At 67.4% G+C, this 21,068-nt stretch carries 15 protein-coding genes; 8 read left to right on the top strand and 7 right to left on the bottom strand.

Annotated features, from left to right (window positions below; all coding sequences use genetic code 11):
* Positions 1-5: 5 nt before the first annotated feature.
* The gene (locus ACIPG5_RS17325; RefSeq protein ID WP_401376590.1) at positions 6-8,600 is read right to left on the bottom strand and encodes a GH36-type glycosyl hydrolase domain-containing protein; all 8,595 of its coding nucleotides are present in this window, start codon (positions 8,598-8,600) and stop codon (positions 6-8) included.
* Positions 8,601-8,776: 176 nt separating this feature from the next.
* Between ACIPG5_RS17325 and ACIPG5_RS17320 the strand changes: the two genes are divergently transcribed.
* Positions 8,777-9,403: a LysE family translocator gene (locus ACIPG5_RS17320; protein WP_176515527.1), complete on the top strand. Its 627-nt coding sequence runs from the start codon at positions 8,777-8,779 to the stop codon at positions 9,401-9,403.
* A 36-nt stretch (positions 9,404-9,439) separates the two neighbouring features.
* Here ACIPG5_RS17320 and ACIPG5_RS17315 read toward each other — a convergent pair whose 3' ends face one another.
* Positions 9,440-10,561 carry an alkene reductase gene (locus ACIPG5_RS17315; protein WP_401376587.1) on the bottom strand — a complete coding sequence of 374 codons (1,122 nt, stop codon included), beginning with the start codon at positions 10,559-10,561 and terminating at the stop codon, positions 9,440-9,442.
* Positions 10,562-10,698: 137 nt separating this feature from the next.
* Here ACIPG5_RS17315 and ACIPG5_RS17310 point away from each other — a divergent pair, with 137 nt between their 5' ends.
* Positions 10,699-11,628 carry a LysR family transcriptional regulator gene (locus ACIPG5_RS17310; RefSeq protein ID WP_401376584.1) on the top strand — a complete coding sequence of 310 codons (930 nt, stop codon included), beginning with the start codon at positions 10,699-10,701 and terminating at the stop codon, positions 11,626-11,628.
* Positions 11,629-11,680: 52 nt separating this feature from the next.
* Here the strand turns inward: ACIPG5_RS17310 and ACIPG5_RS17305 are convergent, their stop codons facing one another.
* Positions 11,681-12,475 carry an SDR family NAD(P)-dependent oxidoreductase gene (locus tag ACIPG5_RS17305; RefSeq protein WP_401376581.1) on the bottom strand — a complete coding sequence of 265 codons (795 nt, stop codon included), beginning with the start codon at positions 12,473-12,475 and terminating at the stop codon, positions 11,681-11,683.
* Positions 12,476-12,581: 106 nt separating this feature from the next.
* On the opposite strand from ACIPG5_RS17305, the gene ACIPG5_RS17300 reads away from it, so the two are divergent.
* Complete coding sequence (locus tag ACIPG5_RS17300; protein ID WP_401376578.1) at positions 12,582-13,538, top strand: GlxA family transcriptional regulator; 957 nt, start codon at positions 12,582-12,584, stop codon at positions 13,536-13,538.
* On the opposite strand, the gene ACIPG5_RS17295 is transcribed toward ACIPG5_RS17300, so the two are convergent.
* The 3 genes from ACIPG5_RS17295 to ACIPG5_RS17285 form a co-directional block, all read right to left on the bottom strand.
* On the bottom strand, positions 13,535-13,840 hold the full coding sequence (locus ACIPG5_RS17295; protein ID WP_401376575.1) for a hypothetical protein: 306 nt from the start codon (positions 13,838-13,840) through the stop codon (positions 13,535-13,537). The two genes, ACIPG5_RS17300 and ACIPG5_RS17295, sit on opposite strands and share 4 nt — an antisense overlap.
* 46 nt (positions 13,841-13,886) lie before the next feature.
* Positions 13,887-14,309: a nuclear transport factor 2 family protein gene (locus ACIPG5_RS17290; RefSeq protein ID WP_176515521.1), complete on the bottom strand. Its 423-nt coding sequence runs from the start codon at positions 14,307-14,309 to the stop codon at positions 13,887-13,889.
* Positions 14,310-14,430: 121 nt separating this feature from the next.
* A complete protein-coding gene (locus ACIPG5_RS17285; protein WP_286914749.1) occupies positions 14,431-15,330 on the bottom strand; it encodes a LysR family transcriptional regulator in 900 nt (299 codons plus the stop codon).
* A gap of 156 nt (positions 15,331-15,486) precedes the next feature.
* Between ACIPG5_RS17285 and ACIPG5_RS17280 the strand changes: the two genes are divergently transcribed.
* A complete protein-coding gene (locus ACIPG5_RS17280) occupies positions 15,487-15,933 on the top strand; it encodes a DoxX family protein (RefSeq protein WP_314613794.1) in 447 nt (148 codons plus the stop codon).
* Here the strand turns inward: ACIPG5_RS17280 and ACIPG5_RS17275 are convergent.
* Positions 15,902-17,341, bottom strand: a complete 1,440-nt coding sequence (locus ACIPG5_RS17275; protein WP_401376571.1) for an aldehyde dehydrogenase family protein — start codon at positions 17,339-17,341, stop codon at positions 15,902-15,904. The two genes, ACIPG5_RS17280 and ACIPG5_RS17275, sit on opposite strands and share 32 nt — an antisense overlap.
* A gap of 135 nt (positions 17,342-17,476) precedes the next feature.
* Between ACIPG5_RS17275 and ACIPG5_RS17270 the strand changes: the two genes are divergently transcribed.
* From ACIPG5_RS17270 to ACIPG5_RS17255, 4 genes are all read left to right on the top strand, one after another.
* Entirely contained in the window at positions 17,477-18,397 is a 921-nt protein-coding gene (locus ACIPG5_RS17270; RefSeq protein ID WP_401376568.1) for a LysR family transcriptional regulator, read from the top strand.
* 89 nt (positions 18,398-18,486) lie between these two features.
* The gene (locus ACIPG5_RS17265) at positions 18,487-19,155 is read left to right on the top strand and encodes an isochorismatase family protein (protein ID WP_176515511.1); all 669 of its coding nucleotides are present in this window, start codon (positions 18,487-18,489) and stop codon (positions 19,153-19,155) included.
* A gap of 54 nt (positions 19,156-19,209) precedes the next feature.
* Positions 19,210-19,818 carry a dTMP kinase gene (locus ACIPG5_RS17260; protein WP_176515509.1) on the top strand — a complete coding sequence of 203 codons (609 nt, stop codon included), beginning with the start codon at positions 19,210-19,212 and terminating at the stop codon, positions 19,816-19,818.
* A 74-nt stretch (positions 19,819-19,892) separates the two neighbouring features.
* The gene (locus tag ACIPG5_RS17255) at positions 19,893-21,035 is read left to right on the top strand and encodes an MFS transporter (RefSeq protein ID WP_401376564.1); all 1,143 of its coding nucleotides are present in this window, start codon (positions 19,893-19,895) and stop codon (positions 21,033-21,035) included.
* Positions 21,036-21,068 lie beyond the last annotated feature (33 nt).

Here is a 21,068-nt window from a genome sequence, read left to right as displayed (position 1 = left end):
CAAGGTTAGCCCAGCAGCGAAGGGCTGCGCTGGCATTGGGCGAGCACCTGGTGCAGCTTGCCGTCGTCCTTGAGCTGCAGCGTGGCCTGTTCGAGCAACTGGCCGTCCAGGCTCAGGGTCTGGCCGGGGTGGGCGCTGTTGCGCACCTCGATGCGGTAGTGGGTGTTGCCGTAGCGGTAGTGCAGCACGCAGCCCGGCCAGCCTTCGGGCAGCAGCGGGTTCAGGCGCAGGGTGTCGCCGCGGCGCTCCAGGCCCAGCAGGCTCTCGACGATCAGGCGGTACATCCAGCCGGCGGACCCTGTGTACCAGCTCCAGCCGCCGCGCCCGGCGTGGGGGGCGATGGCGTAGACGTCGGCGGCCATGACGTAGGGCTCGACCTTGTAGGTGTCGATCAGCCCGCTGTAGCCCTGGCGCACCGGGTTGATCATGCGCAGCAGTTCCCAGGCCCGCTCGCCATCGCCCAGGCGGGCATAGGCCATGCACGCCCAGATCGCCGCGTGGGTGTACTGCCCGCCGTTTTCCCGCACCCCTGGCAGGTAGCCCTTGATGTAGCCCGGGTCCAGCGTGCCTTGGTCGAAGGGCGGGTCGAGCAGTTTGACGATACCGGTGGTGCGCCGCACCAGGTGCTGGTCCAGCGCTGCCATGGCGGTGCGCGCACGCTCGCCGCCAGCGACCCCCGACAGCACCGCCCAGCTCTGCGCCAGGGAGTCGATGCGGCACTCCTGGTTGCTTGCCGAGCCCAGCACCTGGCCATCGTCGAACCACGCGCGGCGGTACCAGCCGCCATCCCAGGCGTGGCGTTCGAGCTGCTGCGCAAGGGCGGCGGCCTGGGTCGTGCAGCGCAGCGCGAAGGCGCTGTCGCCGTGGCCCAGGGCCAGGCCGGCGAAGGCCCGCAGCACTTCATGGCCGAAGAAGCCCAGCCACACGCTTTCGCCGCGCCCTTGTTCACCGACCCGGTTCATGCCGTCGTTCCAGTCGCCGCTGCCGATCAGCGGCAGGCCGTGCACCCCGCACTGCAAGGCGTGGCCAAGGGCGCGCTGGCAATGCTGGTAGAGGCTTTCGACCTGCGGCGAATGGCCGGGCAGGTCGTAATAGGACTCTTCGCCGGCATTCAGCGCGCGGCCTTCCAGGTAGCCGACCGGTTCATCCAGCACCGTGGTGTCGCCGGTCAGTTCCACGTAGCGGCTGGCCGCCAGCGGCAGCCACAGCAGGTCGTCGGAGCAGCGTGTGCGCACCCCGCGCTGCAGCGGCGGGTGCCACCAGTGCTGCACATCGCCTTCGACATATTGATGCGCGGCGCAGGTCTGCAGGTGCTGTCGCGCCAGTTCCGGGGCGGCGTGGAGCATGGCCATGCTGTCCTGCAACTGGTCACGAAAACCGATCGCGCCCCCGGATTGGTAGAAGCCGCTGCGCGCCCAGAACCGGCAGGCGATCACCTGGTACAGCAACCAGCCGTTGGCCAGCACATCCAGCGAGGGTTCGGGGGTTTCGATGCGCACGCTGCCCAGGGTGCGCTGCCAGTAGGCCTGGACCTGCTCGAACGCATCCATGGCCGCCTGCAGGCCGCGGTGGGCGAGCACGCACTGGCTGGCGGCCTGGCCGTCCGCCGCCGCGCCCAGGCGGAACACCACCTCCTGGCTGGCACCGGGCTCCAGCAGCAGGCTGACCTGCAGCGCCGCGCAAGGGTCCAGGCCGGCGCCGGTGCGCCCCGACAGCCGCGCCTGGCGCAGGCCGGCGGGTGCCTGGCTGTCGCCGATGCGGCCGATGAACTCGCTGCGGTCACAGGTGTGGCCGGTGGGGGGCGGGTCGCAATCGACAAAGGCCACGTGCCGGGAGAATTCGACGGCATAGCGGTTACGGGCGAACAGCGCGCCGCTTACCGGGTCCACCTCGCTGACCACATGCTGGGCGGTCTTGCTGCGCAGGTCGCCCAGTACCCATTCGGCAAAGCAGGTCACGCTCAAGCGCCGGGTTCGTGCCGAGCGGTTGTGCAGCTTGAGCCGGCAGAACTTGACCGGGGCCTCCAGCGCCACGTGCACCCACAGCTCGCTGTGCAGGTCGTGGTCGGCATACTCGAACACGCTGTAGCCAAAGCCATGCCGGGTGCGGTACTGGCCGGGGCCCGGGCAGGGCTGCGCGGTGGCCGACCAGTACTGGCCGCTGTCCTCGTCGCGAAGGTACAAGGCCTCGCCGCTGGGGTCGCAGACCGGGTCGTTGTGCCAGGGCGTCAGGCGGTACTCGTGGGCGTTCTGGTACCAGCTGTAGGCACTGCCGGCCTCCGACACCACGCTGCCGAATTGCGCGTTGGCCAGCACGTTGACCCACGGCGCCGGTGGCGGTTTGCCCGCGACCAGGGGGATGACGTACTCGCGCCCGTCGGCGCTGAAGCCGCCGTAGGCATTGGCCAGCAGCAGCGGCGCCGGGGGCGCCGGCGCCTGGCGCACGGGCGCGGGGCCGGCAGGCACGGGGGTGGCCTCGAAGGGCGCCGGTGCCGGGGGCGCGCGGTGCTGGCGCAACTGCTCGGTGAGGGTCCCGCGGCTGTCGTTGAGCACCAGCCGGGCGACCGACAGGGTGAGGATGCGGTCTTCTTCGGACAACTGCTGCGCAGGCCGCACGAAGATGCCACCGGGGCGGTCGAGCAGCGGCGCTTCGCTGCCCGAGGCGACGATGCCCATGATCAGCTCCTGCAGCTGCTGGCGGTAGCCGGCCTGGTCTTCGTTCCAGATCACCAGGTCCAGCGCCAGGCCTTTCTGGCGCCAGTAGGCGTGGGCCAGCACCAGTTGCCGGACCAACTGGATGTTGGCCGCATCGCCGATCTGCACCAGCACGATCGGCAAGTCGCCCGACAGCCCCTGGCCCCACAACCCGGACTGGTTGCGCCGGTTGCGTGCCAGCAGCCCAGGGTCGGCGCGCAGGGACGCATTGGGGTAGATCACCGAGGCGGCCATCTGCTCGAACAGCCGGGCATCGGACAACGAGCCGTTGAGCTGGCGCAACAGCACCTGGCTGTGCGGCCAGGCCAGGTCGAACACTCGGTCGGCCAGGTGGCGGTCGCGGTACTTGGCGATCAGCAGCAGGCAGGCATCGCGGCTGTCGGCGACCCCGGTGACCAGGTCGACGGTGGCGGCCTGGCCGGGTGCCAGGGTAATGCGGCAGCGGATCGCCACGATCGGGTCGAGCACCGCGCCGGCACTGCCGGGCAGCGCTTCGCAGTCCCGTGCCAGTGCCGCCGGCGCCGCCAGCGTGCGGCCACGGCCGATGAATCGGGCGCGGTCGGTTTCATAGGACAGCGCGTCGATATCGGCGCCATGCACCGCCAGCACATGGCACAGCCAGGGCGTGGCCTCCTGCAGCGAGCGCGGCCGGCGGGTGCAGAGAATCGCCTGCAGCGGGCGCAGCAGCTCGGTCTGCACGAACAGTTTGCTGAAGGCCGGGTGCAGCGCGTCGCTCATGGCCTGGGCCAGCACCACTTCGGCGTAGCTGGTCAGCTCCAGGGTACGGGGCTGGTCGCCATGGTTGGTCAGGTGCAGGCGGCGCAGTTCGATGTCGTCTTCCGGGGACACGGCAATTTCGGTGTGGCAGTCGAAATTGCGCTCGCGGATGCGGAATTCGGCCTTGCCGTCGCTGAAGATCGCCTCCTGGTGCGCAGCCCGGTGCCGGGTCGGCTGAAAGCTGGTGGACCAGTAGGCGCCGCTGGTGACGTCGCGCAGGTAGCAGAAGTTGCCAAGCTCGTCGTGGCTGGCGTCTTCGCGCCAGCGGGTGACTGCCATGTCGCCGCGCTGGCTGTAGCCGCTGCCCAGGTGGTTGAGCATGACGTGGTAGCGGCCGTTGGAAAGCAGCTGCACGGCCGGGTGGCGCCGGTGCGCTTCGCTGAACACCCGCAGCCGGGTTTCGCTGGCGCGCTGCCCGGCCTCCGGCGCCGGGGCCTGCAGCGTGTGCAGGTAGGGGGCGGCGGTTTTCGGCACGCGTTCCTGCAACAGCAACATGCTGGCCTGGAACGGCGGCGCCGAGGCAAAGCGCCGCTGCATGGGCCGGTTCAGCAGCAAGGCGGTGAGGGCAAGAAAACTCATGCCCTGGTGGTGGGCCATGAACGAGCGGATGACCACGCTGGTTTGCCCCGGCGGCAGCCGCGCCTCGCTGTAGTCCACGGCTTCGTACAGCCCATAGCGCCCGGCCAGGCCGAGGCCGGCCAGGCGCTGCAGGTTACGGCAGGCGGCGGCGGGCGCCACCATCAAGGCCAGGGCGCTGGCGTAGGGCGCGACCACGCGCTCCTCGCCCAGGCCACGCTTGAGCCCAAGGCCCGGCACGCCAAAGGCCCGGTACTGGTAGTTGAAGTGCGCATCGAGCACGTTGTAGGCCGACTCCGAGACGCCCCAGGGCAGGCCCAGCAGGTTGCCATGCTCGATCTGCCGGCTGACCGCAGCCTGGCAGGTCTGGTCGAGCAGGGTGCCCTCGTAGCTGGGCATCACCAGCAGCGGCATCAGGTACTCGAACATCGAGCCGGACCAGGACAGCAGCACCGGCACCCCGGCATTGCTGGTGAGCAGCCGGCCCAGGGCGAACCAGCTGTCCTGCGGCACCTGGCCCTGGGCGATGACGACGAAGTTGGTCAGGCGCATTTCCGAGGCCAGCAGGTCGTAGAAGGCCGCGTCCAGGCGGTGTTCGTCGGCGTTGTAGCCGATGGCGAAGAGGTCGCGGTGCGGGTCGTAGAGAAAGCGGAAATCCATGGCGGCCAGGGCCGTGATGCGCTTGGCCAGTGCCTGGGCCTGGGCGATGCGCTGGCGGGCGAGTGCGCGCACATTGCTTGCGGCCAGGCGTTCGGCGGGGGGCCACTGGTCGGTCTGCAGTTGGGCCAGCTGTTGCCAGGTCTGGCCGGTTGCCGGCACCGGGTCGTTGCTGGGCGGCAGCTGCAAGCCCTGCAGTTCGGTGCTGAGGTCCAGGCACTGGGCCTGCAGGGCTTGCAGCCAGAACGTGCAGTCATCGCCAGCATCAGGCGAGGGGGGCAGGCCTTGTAGCTGTTCACCCACTTGCAGCAGGGTGGCGGGCAGGTCCTGCGGTTGCCCGTGGGCCTGTTGCAGCTGATCGCGCAGGGCGCTCAGCGCGCCAGGGTCGCGTTCGGCGCTGGCGAACGCCTCGAGCAAGGTGTCCAGTGTATCCAGCAGGCCTTGGGTTATACGTGAGTCCAGCAGCGGCGTTTCGGCCATCTCCAGAAGGCCTGGGCGCAAGGTCAGCAGCAGCGCGCAGAGGTTGCCGCTGTCCACCGCCGAGATGTACAGCGGCGCCAGGGGCTTGAGCGTCTGGGTGTCGTACCAGTTGTAGAAGTGGCCCTTGTAGCGCTCCAGGCTGGCCATGCTGTCGAGCATCTGCGCCAGGCGCTCGAACAGGCGGCCGGCGCTGAGGTAGCCGAAGTCGTGGGCGGCCAGGTGCGAGAGCAGCGCCATGCCAAGGTTGGTCGGCGAGGTGCGGTGGGCGATGCTGGCGAAGGGCGGCTCTTGCAGGTTGTCGGGCACCAGCCAGTGGTCCGCCGGGCCGACCTGGTTGTCGAAGAACGCCCAGTTGCTGCGGGCCAGGCGGTGCAGGAAGCGCAGGTCTGCCGTGGACGGCGCGAACGCTGCGCGCCCGTGTGGCCGGCTGAGCCACCAGGCCAGCGCCGGGCCCAGCAGCCACAGGGTGAGAATCGGCGAGGCCAGCAACAGCACGGCGGGCTTGGCCAGCAAGGCCGCGGCCAGCAGCAGGGCCAGGGCCGGCTGCAGCCACTGCTGGCGGTACACCGCCGGCAGGCTGTCGGCGCTGCTGCGTTCATCTTCGCGCGAAGGGTTCCATTGCAGCAGGCGGCGCTTGCTCACCAGCAGCCGCCACAGCGTGCGCAGGATGGCGTCCAGGCTGTTGCCGGCCTCGAACGGCAGCCACGCCAGCGACAGCCCGGCCCGCACGAAGAAGGTGCCCGAGGTGCGCAGGGCCGCGCGCAGGTGTTGGCCAAACGGCACATCGGTGGTCTTGCCGAGCAATTCGAGCAGGCTGTCCAGCAGCGGGCGTGTCAGCAGCAAGCCGAGCAGCGCCACTGTCCAGGCCAGCGGCGTGGCGCTGGCCAGCCAGCCCCACAGCAGCGCCGCCAGCAGCGCTGCCGGCTCCAGGCTGCGGCGCAGGTTGTCGAAGATCTTCCAGCGCGACAGGGCGCTGAGCGCCCCGTGTGCCTGGCCGCTGCCGGGCAGCAGCCACGGCAGCAATTGCCAGTCGCCGCGGACCCAGCGGTGGCGGCGCTTGATATCGGCGCTGTAGCGCGCCGGGTAAGCTTCGAACAACTGCACGTCGCTGAGCAGGCCGGCGTGGGCGTAGCAGCCTTCGATCAGGTCGTGGCTGAGCACGCGATTGTCGGCGAAGCGCCCGTCCAGGGCGCGCTCGAAGGCGTCCACCGCATAGATGCCCTTGCCGATGAAAGAGCCGCTGAGAAACAGGTCCTGGTAAACGTCGGAAACGGCCTGGGTATAGGGGTCGACCCCGGCATCGCTGCCGTACAGGCGGGCGTAGGTCGAGCGCGCCACGCTCGGCAGGCTGATGCCTACCCGCGGCTGCAGGATCGCGTAGCCTGCGCAGATACGCCCTGTGTGCGGGTCGAAACGCGCACGGTTCAACGGGTGCTGCAGGGCGCCGACCAGTTTCTGCGCCACCCCGTGCGGCAGCTGGGTGTCGGTGTCCAGGGTGATCACATAGCGCACTTGCCCGAGCGCCTGCAGGTCGCCGACGATGCGCATGAAGCAATCGCCGCCGCGCCCACGCAGCAGGGCATTGAGCGCGGCGAGCTTGCCGCGCTTGCGCTCCAGGCCCATCCACACGCCTTCGCTGGCGTTCCACAGCCGAGGCCGGTGCAGCAGCAGGAAGCGGCCGCCGTACTTGAGGTTCAGCGCGCGGATGCCTTCGCTGGCCTGGTCGAGCAGCGCCAGGTCGCCGGGGCAGGTTTGCGCTTGGGCATCCATGAAATCGCTGAGCAGGGCGAAGTGCAGGTGCGCGTCGCGGTTGGCCAGAAAGCGCACCTCCAGGCCTTCGACCAGCTCCTCGACATCCTCGGCGGTCGCCAGCAGGGTCGGTACCACCACCAGCGTGCAGGCCTCGGCCGGGATGCCGGTGGTGTAGTCCAGGCGCGGCAGGAAGGCCGGCTTCACGGTCAGGGTCACCAGCCAGTTCACCAGGCCGATGGCCAGGCGGCTGGTGCACAGCAGCAGCGGTACGGCCATGGCCGCGGTCACCCACAGCGGCCAGCCGGCGAGGTCGATGGCCCGCACGAACCCCCAGGCCAGCAGGCACGACAGCAGCACCACCGGCACCAGGTAAAAGGCCAGCGGTGCGCGGTGCAGCAGGCGCTGCCAACGCTCGCCAAGGCCGACCCGCGCCTGCAGCCTGCGCTCCAGCGCGGGCAGGCCGGCGCCGGCCAGGTAGTAGCCGACGTGCTCGGCCGCCTCCCCAGCCGGCGCAGCCGCTGCCTGCGCGAGCTCGATGGCGACCTGCGCCACGGCCTCTTCGCTGAAGGCGCTGTAGCGTGCCAGGCGCTCGACGATGTGCCGGTAATGGTCGCGGCTGGCAAAATCCATGGCCGGGTAGACTGCGGCCGGGTCGCGGCAAAGGGCCTGCTCCACGTGGCTCAGGTGCTCGACGAACAGCCGCCAGTCGATGGTCGAGAGCAGCCGCAGGCTGCCGATGCTGTTGCTGATCGACACCTGGTCGATGGCCTGTTGCTGAGCATCGAGCTGCACATAGCGCTCGATGCTCAGCGCCGACTCGGCGAGCACCTGCTCGACCCAGGCCAGCGGCTGGGTCAGGGTGGCGCTGTGGCCTTGCAGGCGCCTGGCCAGTTCGGCGACGAAGGCGGCGGTCATCGGTGGGTCCGAGCGGGCCATGTCGGCCACCACCAGCACCACGCTCTTGGCATCGCGCTCGGCGGTTTCGCCCAGGCGGTCGGCCCAGGTATTGGCCTGGTCGCGGTCGGCCCAGTTGGCCATGACCCGCGCCGCCACACGCCGCAGGTTTTCGATCAGCGCCAGGCGCAGCATGATCGGGATCGCCCACAGCTCGCCGAGGGTCAGCGTGGCGGTTTGCTGATAGGCCTCGACGAACCGGCTCAGGCTCTCGGCATCGAAGCGGCCATCGCCGTGGGAGATGGTTTCCAGGGCGATGTCATAGACCCGCGGCAGGCCGGTCGAGGGGCCGCTGTCCAGGCGCGGCAGCTGCAGGCTGTAGTCGCTGGGCAGGTGGCGCTTGGCGATGCGGATGTGGGTTTCGACCAGGTAGAAGTTGTCCAGCAGCCACTGCGCCGCAGGCAACGCCGGGCGTGAGCCGGGCAGGGCGGCGGCGAGGGCGGCGCAGCTGCTGGCGAGCATGCGTTCGTTGTCGGCCAGGCGGCCGAGCAGCGCATCGTCGGCGGGGAGCTGGCTCAGGCGGTGCTGGCTGGCCAGCAAGGTACCGTGTTCGGCCATCTGCCGGGCGTTGTACAACCCCGAGCGCAGCAGGCTTTCGTAGCTGAACCGGTGGCGCGGCGAGCGCCAGCGGCGGGCAAGCCCTGGGAGGCGTTTGACGAAGGCGAGTGCGCGAAGCCAAGGGTTGTTCATCAGGAGCCTGGGGTACCGAGGAGTAGCCGGTCAGCGTCCAGTCTGACGTGGGCCGCCCGGGCGGTCTGTTCGGTAGCGAACAGACCCTCGGCGCTGGCTTGTCGGGAGGCCGAATTACCCTCTATCGTGTGGGCTCCCAAGGGTTGGATACCCCCTGATAGCAAGGAGCAACGCTGATGTTCCCACTCGATACCTGGCTTGCGTACACCCTGGCCTGCCTGCTGCTGGTCATGTCCCCGGGGCCGGACAACCTGCTCGCCATCGGCCGTGGCCTGAGCCAGGGCAAGGCTGCGGCGATTGCCTCGGGGCTGTCGTCGGGCGTTGGCATTCTCTTTCACGTAACTGCAGCTGCGCTTGGCCTGACCTTGCTGATGCAGACCTCGGCGGTGGCGTTCTGGGTGGTCAAGCTGATTGGCGCGGGCTACCTGCTGTGGCTGGGCATCAAGGTGCTGCGCAGCCGCAACCTGTTCAATTTCGAGCCGGTCGCGCGCCAGTCGCTGCCGAGCATCTTCCTGACCGGCTTTCTTTCGGCGGCGCTCAACCCCAAGCCAGGCCTTTTCGTGCTTGCGTTCATCCCGCAGTTCGTCGACCCGCAACGCGGCTCGGTGACCGTGCAGATGCTGGTGTACGGGCTGTGGTTCGCGGTGCTGACCGCCGTTGGCTTTGCCCTGATGGGGGTGTTTGCCACCGCGCTTACCCGCTCGTTGCGTGAGCGCCCAAGGTTGGTGAAAGGGCTGAATGTGGGCGCGGGCGCGACCTTCGTGGCCTCGGGCGTGTCGATCGTGGCGCTCGGGCAGAAGTGAAAAAGCCGCCCGGCTCACGGGCGGCTTCTGCGTGGCTTAAGCGGTGTACGGCGGGTAGTCGAGGTAACCTTCGATACCGCCGCCATAGTAGGTATCGCGGTTGGGCTGGGTCAGCGGCCAACCGTTCCTGAAGCGCGCGACCAGGTCGGGGTTGGCGATGAACGGCTGGCCGAACGCCGGCAGGTCGATCAGGCCGCTTGCCACCAGGGCCTGGGCACGCTCGACGGTCAGGTCGCCGGCCAGGATCAAGGTGGTCGAGCCTAGTGCCTGGCGGCAATTGCGCAGCAGCGCGTTCAACGCCTGTTCACGGGCTAGGGCGGTTTCCGAGCGCAGGAAGAAATGCGTCTGGTCCATCACGTGCACGTAGGCGATGCCGCGCTGGCCCAGGCCTGCGCATAGCGCGCCGTAGGTCTCGTCGATCTGCGGGTACAGCGGCATGTCCATCAGCTGGCCGTAAGGCGAGATGCGAATGCCCACCCGCGCCTTGCCAATGCGCGCACTCACCGCATCGACCACCTCGAACACGAAGCGCAGGCGGTTTTCCAGGCTTTGCGGGCCATAGTGGTCGGTGCGGTCGTTGACCTGCGGGTTGAGGAACTGCTCGATCAGGTAGCCATTGGCGCCGTGGATCTCGACGCCGTCAAAACCGGCTTCGATGGCATTGGCCGCTGCCTGGGCAAAGTCGCGGACCACCCGCGCCACCTCGTTGGTGGCGAGCTGGCGTGGCACCGAAGTCTGCAGGAAGCCTGCCGCGCCTTGTTCGTCGTAGCCGAAGGCGAAAGCGCCCGCGGCCACCTTGCTGCTGGCGCTGACCGGCGCTGCGCCGCCTGCCTGGATCGAGGTGTGCGAGACGCGGCCGACGTGCCACAGCTGCGCGAAGATCTTGCCGCCGACGCTGTGCACCGAGTCGGTGACCAAGCGCCAGCCGGCGATCTGCTCGGGGGTGTAGATGCCTGGGTTGAACAGGTAACCCTGGCCTTCACGGGAGATCGGCGTGCCTTCCGAGATGATCAGGCCAGCCGTTGCCCGCTGGGCGTAGTAGAGCGCCGTCTCGACGGTGGGGATGTCTTGCGGTGAACGCGAGCGCGTCATCGGCGCCATGACGAAACGGTTGCCGAGGGTTTGATCGCCAAGTGTGTAGGGGTCGAACAGGCTCATTGAGCGCCTCCGTGAGGTGTGAATCGCAGGCTGTGCTGCGCCGAACATTTCCCCTAGGATATTTGAGAAATTACCGGTGATTTACGGAGATTATTACCAGGTGAACGGAACAGAATTCACGAATGAGGCGGCGCGCCATGTATTCCTCTGAGCGCCTGAAGGGCATCGACGTGTTCGTCACGGTGGCGGACGTGGGCAGCTTCACGGCCGCTGCCGAGCGCCTGGGGCTGACCAGCTCGGCGGTGAGCAAGGGCATTGCCCGGCTGGAAAAACGCATCGGTGCGCGGCTGTTTCGGCGTACCACCCGCCAGCTGGCGCTGACCGAGGCCGGCACCACGTTCTATCGCACCTGCACGGCGGTGCTCGCCGACCTGGAAGAGGTGGAGCTGGCCATCGTCAACGAAAGCCACGAGCCCCACGGCCGGGTGCGCATCGACCTGCCCGCATCCTTCGGGCGCCAGCATGTGCTGCCGCTGATCTGGGATTTCGTCCATCAGCACCCGCTGCTGCAGCCGCACATTTCCTTTTCCGATCGCTTCATCGACCCGGTCCACGACGGCGTCGACATTGTCGTGCGCATCGGTGGCAACGATGCCTGGCCGGCCACGCTGGGGCACCGCTATTTCGGCGCGCAGCGCCTGATCTTCTGTGCCTCCCCGGGCTACCTGCAGGCGCATGGCGAGCCTGTGGCCGAGCGAGACCTGGAACACCACCACTGCATCGGTTACCTGGATGCCGCCGGCCTGGTGAGCCCCTGGTATTTCAAGGGCCGCCAGCCCGGCGAGATGGAGCGGCGGGTGATGCCATCACGCATTGCGGTTGGCGATGGTGAAGGGGAGGTTTCGGCGATCCTGGCCGGCCACGGCATCGGGCAACTGCCCACCTGGCTGGTGCAGCCGTACCTGGAACGCGGCGAGCTCGTCGAGGTACTGCCCGCGCTGGCCACCGATGGCCTGCCCATGAACCTGGTCTGGCTCAAGAGCCGCGAAGGGTTGCCGAAGGTCAAGGCGCTGCTCGACTACCTGGCCGAACGGCTTGGCCCGCATGGGGCCCGGCGGGCGCAATAATGGCCAGATTAGCGAGCGGAGTACATTTGTACTCCACTCGATTTCTGCGCGGTCAGTGACTGTAGCGCGACGCCAGCTGGTTGCTGGAAAGCTGGCCGAGCAAGGCCTTGCGGCTGGCCTCGTACTGCTCGAATGCCTGCAGGTCGTGCAGCGACGGGATGGAGATCAGCACGCCGTTTTCGAAGTCCTGCAGGGCGCCGTCGACCAGGTCCTGGGCCGACATCACGATGCCAGGGTCGAGGTTGCTGACCGGCAAGCCGCCGATCGCCCAGAAGTCGGTGGCGGTGGCACCGGGGAGCACGGCCTGGACCTGGATGCCCTGGCCGGCGAACTCCTTGTGCAGCGAGTGGGTGAAGGCGGTGACGTAGGCCTTGCTGCCGCCGTACACGCCATTGAGCAGCTCCGGCGCGAGGCTGACCACCGACGAGATGTTGATCACCGCGCCTTGCCTGCGGGCGACGAAGCCTGGCATGGCGGCGTAGGTGAGGCGGGTGAGGGCGGTGATGTTGAGGCTGATCATCTCGGCCATGCGCTCGACGTCGCTGTCGAGCAGTGGGGTGTGGGTGCCGACACCCGCGTTGTTGACCAGCAAGGTGATGCTGGCATCCTCGCGCAGTTTGCCCTCGACCCGGGCCAGGTCGGCGGCGTTGGCAAGGTCGGCCGGCAACACTTCGACGTTCTGCCGGGTTTGCTCGGTCAGCCGGCTGGCCAGCGCGTTCAGCCGCTCGCGGTTGCGCGCCACCAGCACCAGGTCATAGCCCCGGCGGGCCAGGCCTTCGGCATACAGCGAACCGATGCCGGTGGATGCGCCGGTGATCAGCGCGGTGCCTTTGAATGCGTGAGTCATGGTCCTGCTCCGTTGCGGTTGGGTGTGCAGCCATGATGCAGAAAGCGCGCTATGTCTTGAATGACGCATAAGGTAGTATTTCGGGACATCCCATGAGGAGCACGCCATGCACCGCGTCGGCTACCTGATTACCGAAGGCTTCCAGGTCATGTCCCTGGCGACACAGTCCGTTTTCGAGTTCGCCAATATCGTGGCCGGCGAAGCGGTCTACAGCATCCACAACTTCTCCGTCGGCGGCGGCCTGGTGCGCTCGTCGCTGGGCATGCACATGGACACCCTGGCGCTGGGGGCGCCAGGGCTGGCTGACACCTGGATGATCACCGGCACCTTGACCCCGCTGACGCCGCCCGGCGAAGCGGTGCTGGCCGGTGTGCGCAGTTTCGTGGCCGGCGCGCGCCGCACCGCGGGCCTGTGCACCGGCACCTTCGTGCTGGCCCAGGCCGGTGTCCTCGACGGGCGCCGGGCGACCACCCACTGGGCCTATGCCAAGGCGTTCGCCGACCTGCACCCGCAAGTCGAAGTGGAGCCAGACCGGATCTTCATCGTCGACGGGCCGGTGTGGACCTCCGCCGGCATGACCGCCGCATTGGACATGGCACTGGGCATGGTGGAAAAGGACCTGGGCGCGGAAATGGCGCGCGCGGTGGCGCACCGGCTGGTCATGCACCAGCGCCGTTCCGGCGGGCAGTCCCAGCATTCCGAACTGCTCACGCTGGCGCCGAAGTCGGACCGCATCCACAACGCCCTGGACTACGCCCGCAAGCACCTGGGCCGCCCGCTCAGTGTCGAGGAGCTTGCCGAGGTGGTGCACCTGAGCCCCCGGCAATTCACCCGGGTGTTCACCGCCGAAACCGGGCAATCACCGGCCAAGGCCGTGGAAAGCCTGCGCCTGGAGGCGGCGCGGGTGATGATCGAGCAGAGCCGCCACAGCCTGGATGTGGTGGCCAGGGAAACCGGGTTCCGCGACCGCCGGCACATGCGCGAGGTGTTCATGCGCGGCTTCGGCGTGCCGCCCCAGGCGGTAAGGCGGGATGCGCGGCGGGTAGAGGCGGCCGAGGCCTAGAGGGCTGCGAGCATCGTTTGCACCTGCTTGAGCTCCCAGGTGCTCATCAATTCGACCGGGTGGGTGCCGAACCTTTGCCCGGAGCCCAAGACATAGGCCCTGCCATCCGGTGCCTGGCAGCTGGCGCAATGGTCCAGCGCGCCACCAGCGCTGCACAGGGTGAGCAGCCAACCCTCGACCTCCACCGTGATCTGGCCCGAATCCCAGGGTTGCTCGCTGACGCGGCGCATGCTGCGGATGCCCAGGGCGATGTCGCGCAGTACCTGGTAGGCCTCGCGGGGGGTCAAGGGGGTGGGGGACAAGGGCGATTTCCGCAGCGATTGAAGGGTGCGGGGCAAGGGTACATGACTACCCTTGCGACGGCCACGCCAGCGGCTCGTCCAGTGAGTAGGCAGCACGAACCGGGTCGAAGTACTCGCGCAGGTGCGCGATGCTGCCGTGTTCGACGCGGCAGAACAGCACGTATTGCTGGCGATAGATTCTGCCGGTCGCGCGGATCAGCCCTTCTGCCTTGACCTCGGCGACGGCCATGCTGGGGTCGGCGAAGGCATGAATGCGCAAGTCCTGGAAGCGGAAGTTCTCCACTGCCTGGATGAACCAGCCGACGTGGTTCAGCACCTGCTCACGGCCGACCAGCCGCTCGGGGTGCCCCAGGCTGGGTGCGTAGGGAAGCTCCCAGACCAGGTCATCGGCAATCAGTGCCTTCCACCGCGCAGGGTGATCGACGAATGTTTCGAAGTGTTGGCGAAGTAGATCCGCAGCGTTGTTCATAGCCGTTTACTCGATGCCAGAGGCGGGTAATGGGGGGTGATCAACTCTGGCACAGGCCCAGGTATCGCAATAGCCGAATAAAATCGAGGCTGATGTTCGAAAATTTGCAACAGTGGAGGGGCTACACGGCGCCCTCGCGCAAATGGTCGATCAGCCACTGCGCAGCAGGGCCGGGCGGGGTATCGGTGCGGTAGATGGCATCAAAGGGGTAGGTGCCGATTTCGCAGTCCGGCAGTGCCAGGCGCACCAGCCGGCCTGTCTCCAGGTCATCGCGCACCATCGGCAACGGCATGTTGCCCCAGCCCACCCCTTCCTTGAGCAGCATGTGCTTGGCGCCCAGGTCGGCCAGGCGCCACGTGCGCGTGCCGATGACGGCGAAGTCCTTGCCTTCGGTGAGCGGCGAACGGTCCGACAGCACCAGTTGAACATGCTCGCGCCCGGCGCCCGGTGGGTTCGACCCGGCTTGGGCCAATGGGTGATTGGGCGCCGCCACGGGTATCAGCTCGACGCTACCGACGGCGATGCGCTCGATGCCATCCATGGGGCCTTCCAAAGGGCCGCTGACGCCAATGCTGGCGCCGCGATTGAGCACCAGCTGGGTCACGGCGCCCAGGGCTTCCATATGCAGGTGCAGGGAAACCGTGGGGAAGTGCGCCTGGAACGATTTCAGCGCATCGACCACGCGCTCGGCTGGGAGCATGACATCGAGCACCACATGAAGCTCTGCTTCCAGCCCCTGAAGCAACCCCTTAACTTTCGCCCGTAAGCCATTGATGCCATTGGCGATGGCACGGGCTTCAGCCAGCACCGTTCGCCCGGCTTCGGTCAACTGCGGCTTGCGCGTGGTCTGCCGGTCGAACAACTGGACACCCAGCTGCATTTCAAGGTTGGCGATCGAGTAGCTGACCACCGAGGTGGCGCGGCTCAACTTGCGCGCAGCCGCAGCAAAGCTGCCCACCTCGACCACGGTGAGAAACACCCGCAGTTGGTCGAGCGTCGGGGTGCCTGGATCAGAAATCATGCGAAGGTCCTGGGTGGGGGGCTAGGCAAACATTTCTAGATTCTAGAACGTAATCGTCGAAATTAGTCGGCTATTCAGATGCTAGGCCCGGTGTCAGACTTTTTTCCATCGCGGCGCTCCACAGTGGATGCGCCCAACCCTGATGGAAAATGCCTCATGTCCCAGTCTGCAATCACGCCTGCTCAAACCACCCCTGAACTGACTCGCACCGCCGTTGGCAGCGACACTGCCGCGCTGGTCGGCCGTGCGCTGATGAGTGCGATCTTCATACTGTCCGGCCTGTCCAAGCTCGCAGCGCCAGCGATGATGGTCGGCTACATCGGCTCGGCAGGCTTGCCATTCCCGGCGCTGGCGCTGGTGGTGGCCATCGTCGTCGAAGTCGTCGGCGGCCTGGCCTTGCTCGCCGGCTACCGCACCCGAAGCGTGGCGTGGGTACTGGCCGCCTTCAGCGTGGCCACCGCATTGGCGTTCCATCACCAACTGGGCGACCAGAACCAGTTCATCCACTTCTTCAAGAACCTCGCCATGGCCGGCGGCCTGCTGCAGGTCGCCGCGTTCGGTGCCGGCCGCTTCAGCCTCGATGCCCGTCGTCGCCGTGCATGAGCAGCGTCTTGGGCTCGAGATAGGCACTGATGCCCCACTTGCCCATCTCGCGGCCCAGCCCCGAATGCTTGAACCCGCCAAACGGCGCGCTTGGCTCGTGGGCCAGGGTGTTGATCAATACCCGTCCTGAGTCGATCTGGCGGGCGATGCGCAGGCAGCGCTCGGTTGAGCTGCCCAGCACCAGGGCGCTCAGGCCATACAGGGTGTCGTTGGCGATCTGCAGGGCATCGGCTTCATCTTCGTAGGGAATGATGGTCAGCACCGGGCCGAAAATTTCCTCGCGGGCGATGCGCATCTGGTTGTTGGCCTGGGTGAACAGGGTCGGCTTCACGAACCAGCCGGCCTCCAGGCCTTCAGGGCGGCCCTCGCCACCTGCCAGCAAGGTCGCACCTTCTTCCTGGCCCAGGCGAATGTAGTGCTGCACCCGTTCCCACTGCTTCTGGCTGACCATGGGGCCGATGTCGGTGTCGGCGCTGCGAGGGTCACCGCTGCGGATATGGCCTAGCGCCTGCTTGGCGACCTGCTCGAACTCGCTGAGCCGGGCACGCGGTACCAGGATGCGGGTGCCGGCAATGCAGGCTTGGCCGCTGTTGAGAAAGCCCGCTTGCAGCACCAGCGGCATGATGGCCTGGAAGTCGGCATCGTCGAGCACCACGGTGGGCGACTTGCCGCCAAGCTCGAGGGTAACGCGCTTCATGGTTTCGGCGCCGGCTGTAACCAGGTGCCGGCCGACAGCGGAAGAGCCGGTGAAGGAAATCTTGGCGATATCGGGATGCCGGGCGATAGCTTCGCCAACCACGTCGCCGCGGCCGTTGACGATATTGAACACGCCTGGGGGCAGGCCCGCCTCGTGCAATGCAGTGGCGATGATCTGCGTCTGCATCGCGCTCATCTCGCTGGGTTTGATGACCGCAGTGCAGCCTGCCGCCAGCGCGGTCGCCAGCTTGTTGCAGATAAAGCCCGCGTTGCTGTTCCAGGGGGTGATCAGGCCGGCGACACCCACCGGCGTGTGGATGACCCGGGCGATGCCGGCTTGTTCTTCGAAGGTGAAGGCCTGCAGTGCATCGATCGCCTGGGCAATCACATCGGCAGGGTAGGTCGCCATCCAGCGCCCGCGTACCAAGGGCGCGCCATATTCCAGGGTGATCGCTTCCATCAGCTCTTCTTCGCGTGCCGCCACGGCCTGGTGCATGCGGCGCAGGGCGGCGATGCGCTGTTCGCGAGTGGTGCGTGACCAGGCGGGGAAGGCTGCTTTGGCCGCGGCGATGGCGCGCTGGGCGTCCTGCTCGTCGCCCAGGCGAACCTGGCCGATGACCGCCTCGGTGCTCGGGTTGTGCAGGTTGAACCATTCCTCGCCGTGCGGGGTGACGAACTGGCCGTTGATGTAGAGGTGTTCGATGCGCTGCATGATGGCTTCTCTTTGCAATGGGCTCGGCGGCTGCGAGCGGGTAGGAGAGAAGTCTAGGAATGGTTTATTGTTCCGATAAGCCACCCTTTAGGGTATGACTCATCCGGATTTTCGGGACAATCCCCAAGGCAACCCATGCACAGAACAGGCATTACCGAGCTCGAGGCCGTGCTCGCGGTCGCCCGCCGCAGCAGCTTTCGCGGCGCCGCCCAGGAGCTGGGCATGTCCACCACGGCGGTCAGCAGCGCGGTTGCGGGCCTTGAGGCGCGCCTGAAAGTGCGCTTGTTCAACCGCTCCACGCGCAGCGTCGCCCTCACCGATGCCGGCCAGCGCTACGTGGAGCGCATTGCGCCGGCGCTGGCGGAAATCACCCGTGCAGGGGAGGAGGCCGGTGCCAGCCCCGACGAGCCGCGCGGCACCCTGCGCATCAATGCGCCCCAGGCCGCGGCCTATCTGCTGCTGGAGCCGCTGTTCGGCGAGTACGCCCGGCGCTACCCGCAAGTGCGCATCGACATCGTCAGCGAGCCACGCCTGATCGACGTGGTGGCCGAAGGTTACGACGCCGGTATCCGCCTGGCCGAGTCGGTGCCCCAGGACATGATTGCCGTACCGCTGTCGGCCGACATCCGCATGCTGGTGGTGGCCTCCCCGGCGTACCTCGCCCAGCACGGCACGCCCAGCCAACCGCAAGACCTGCTCGGGCACCAGAGCATCGGCATGCGCATGTCCCATGGCGGCATCTACCACTGGGAGCTGGAGCGCGACGGCCAGAAGCTGCAGATGGAGCTGCCGGTGCGTTTTGCCTTCAACGAGCTGCTGGCGATCAAGCAGGCCGTGCTGATGGGGCTGGGGGTGGGCTTCATTTCCGAGTGGTTCATCCAGCAGGAGCTGCACAGCGGCGCGCTGGTGCCGCTGCTCCAGCCGTGGTGCCCGGCGTTTGCCGGGCTGCGGCTGTATTACTCGGGGCATCGCTTCGTGCCGGCCCGATTGCGTGCCTTGATCGATCTGGTGCACGAACTGCGGCCCGGCAACCTGACGGGCGGGGCAACGCCCTGAGCCTTGAGTGAACCTGTGGTCTACCCTTGATGAGCCTCAGGACAGCAGCGGGGCATGCAGCGTCACTCACAGACCTATGAGGAAACACCATGGCTACCCTCAATGGCATGCTGGACCCAAACGATGCGGTCATCCTTCTCATCGACCACCAGAGCGGCTTGTTCAACACCGTTCGTGATCTGCCTATCCCTGACCTTCGCAACTACGTGATCGCGATCGCCAAGACCGCGACGCTGTTGAACATCCCGGTGATCACCACCGCCTCCGTGCCCGATGGCCCCAACGGGCCGTTGATACCCGAGATTCATCAATACGCCCCTCACGCGGTGTATGTACCGCGCACGGGGCAGATCAATACCTGGGACAACCCGCTGTTCGTACAGGAGGTTGAAAAGACCGGGCGCAAGACGCTGATCATCGCCGGCACGCTGACCAGCGTGTGCATGGCCTTCCCGGCGGTCAGTGCGGTACAGGCGGGCTACAAGGCCTACTGCGTGGTGGACGCTTCGGGTAACTGGAGCAAGCTTGCCACCGACACCACCATCGCGCGCGTGGTACAAGCTGGCGCGATTCCTACAGACACCTTCGCCATCGTCGCCGAATTGATGCAGACTTGGAACCGGCCAGAGGGCTCGCGCTTCGCTGAAATCCTGGCTGACCATGTGTGCCCGGAATATAAATGCCTGATGGAAAGCTTTGGCAAGGCGCAAGCGGTGGCCAAAGACGGCCCGGAAACCCACCTGGACAAATATCGCTGACAACCGCCATGGGCGCCTCGGCGCCCATGCACCCCCCCACGCGTTGCCTGAACCATGACCCGTTCGCTGTTCGTTTCTTTCGATGGCCCCAAAGGGGCCGGCAAGACCACGCTGCTGGAAGCCGTTACCCAAGCGCTGAGGGCCCATGGCCGCAAAGTGATCCGCTTGAGCGAGAGCAAGAGCGACCCGTTCAGGGGGCAGACCATGGCGCTGGTCAACGCCCTGGTGCGCAACCCCTCCCGCGAGCTGGAGCTGCAGGTGTGCGAGCGCTTCGCCCAGAGCCGCCAGTGGATTTCCCAGCACGTGCTGCCCAAGCAGCCCGCCGGTAGCATCATCCTCATCGACCGCTGGTACCCCTCCGAAGCCGCCTTTCGCCGCATCGTGCCGTTTGCCGAGATCCTGCAATTGAACCTGGCGCACCACGTGCAGGTGCCCGACCTGCATGTCGGCGTGGTGACCGCCCCCGAAATCTCCTGGGCCAGGGCCGCGGCCCGGCGGCGGGGCTTGAGCAGTACGGTGATGTTCAGGCTCGAAGAACAGGTGGCCGCGACCGAGGCGTTCGAGCGGGCGGTTGCCGAGCATGGCTGGGTGCTGTGCCGCAATGAAGGGACCCTCGAAGCGGCGACGAGGCAGGTGGTTGGCGAAATCCTTGGCCTGCCTTGATGCGCCGCTGAGCGTGTTTCCAGGGCCCGATCCTGGGTTATGCTGCGACCCCCTTTCGTCTTGCCGAGGCCGCCATGTCGTGCGCTGCCGTGCCGGTGCAAACGCACCGCGTCGACCGAGATTCGCGCAACGCGGGCCTGGCCCTGAGCCTGTGCCTGCCCAGTGATGTGCTGCTGTACCTGCTGTTGCCGATGTATGCGGCCGACTTTGGCGTGAGCCTGGCCCAGGCCGGTGTGCTGCTGGCGGCCAACCGGCTGGTACGGATCGTCGGTTACGGTTGGGTGGTGCGCCGCTACGCCCGCCATGGCGATCGCGCCATGTGCAGCCTCGCGGCTGCGGCTGCGGCCATCTGCGCGCTGGGCTACGCGACCTTGAGCGGGTTTGCCGCGCTGCTGGTGCTGCGCCTGGTCTGGGGCCTGTGCTTCGCCACCTTCAACCTCAGCACGCAAACCCTCGCCACCGCCGATGCCCAGGGCGCTGCGCGGCGCGCCGGGCGTTCCCGGGCAATCATTTCGATCGGGCCGATGCTGGCCTTGCCGCTGGGCGCGGTGATGGCCCAGAGCTTCGGGCCGCGCAGCATCTTCCTGGTGCTGTGCCTCAGCTGCCTGTGCGGGGTGTGGGCTGCCCGCGCCTTGCCGGCCAAGGGGCATGAAATGGCCGGCGCCAAGGGCCGCCGCCTGCGCCTGCCAGACAGCATCGCCACTTGGTCGTTCGTCGAGGGGGTGGCGCTCGATGGGCTGTTCATCTTCGGCCTGTCGCTCTATGCGCAGACGCAGCTGGGCAGTAGCGGGGTGCTGGTGGCGGGTGTGCTGATGGCGGTGCGCTACCTCAGCGAGATGCTGTTCAGCCCGTTCGGTGGGCGCCTGGCCGACCGTTTCGGCGCGCTGCGCATGCTGGTGGTGTTGTCGCTGGCCACCTCGCTGGCCTTGCTGATGTTCGGCAGCGACTGGCTGATTGTTGGCGCAGCGCTGGTGCTGGTGCTGCGCGCGCTGCAACTGCCGCTGGTGGTCACCCTGGTGGCGCGGCGCAACCCCGAGGGGCGGATCCAGGCGCTGGCGGGCAATGCGGTGTGGCGCGACATCGGCGCCGGGCTTGGCCCGGTGCTCGCCGGCCTGCTGCTTGCCCGTGCCCCTGCGCTCTGGGTGTATGCCGCCGCTGCGCTGGCGCTGGCCTTGGCGGCGATGGGCTGCCTCTGGTCGCAACGCAGCTCACGCTGAGCCTGGCGCTGCAACCCCATTCCCAGGCATCGT

This window comes from Pseudomonas sp. NPDC087029 (assembly GCF_044745345.1).
GTDB classification, from domain to species: Bacteria; Pseudomonadota; Gammaproteobacteria; order Pseudomonadales; family Pseudomonadaceae; genus Aquipseudomonas; species Aquipseudomonas faucium.
This window is presented reverse-complemented; position numbering and strand designations above follow the sequence as displayed.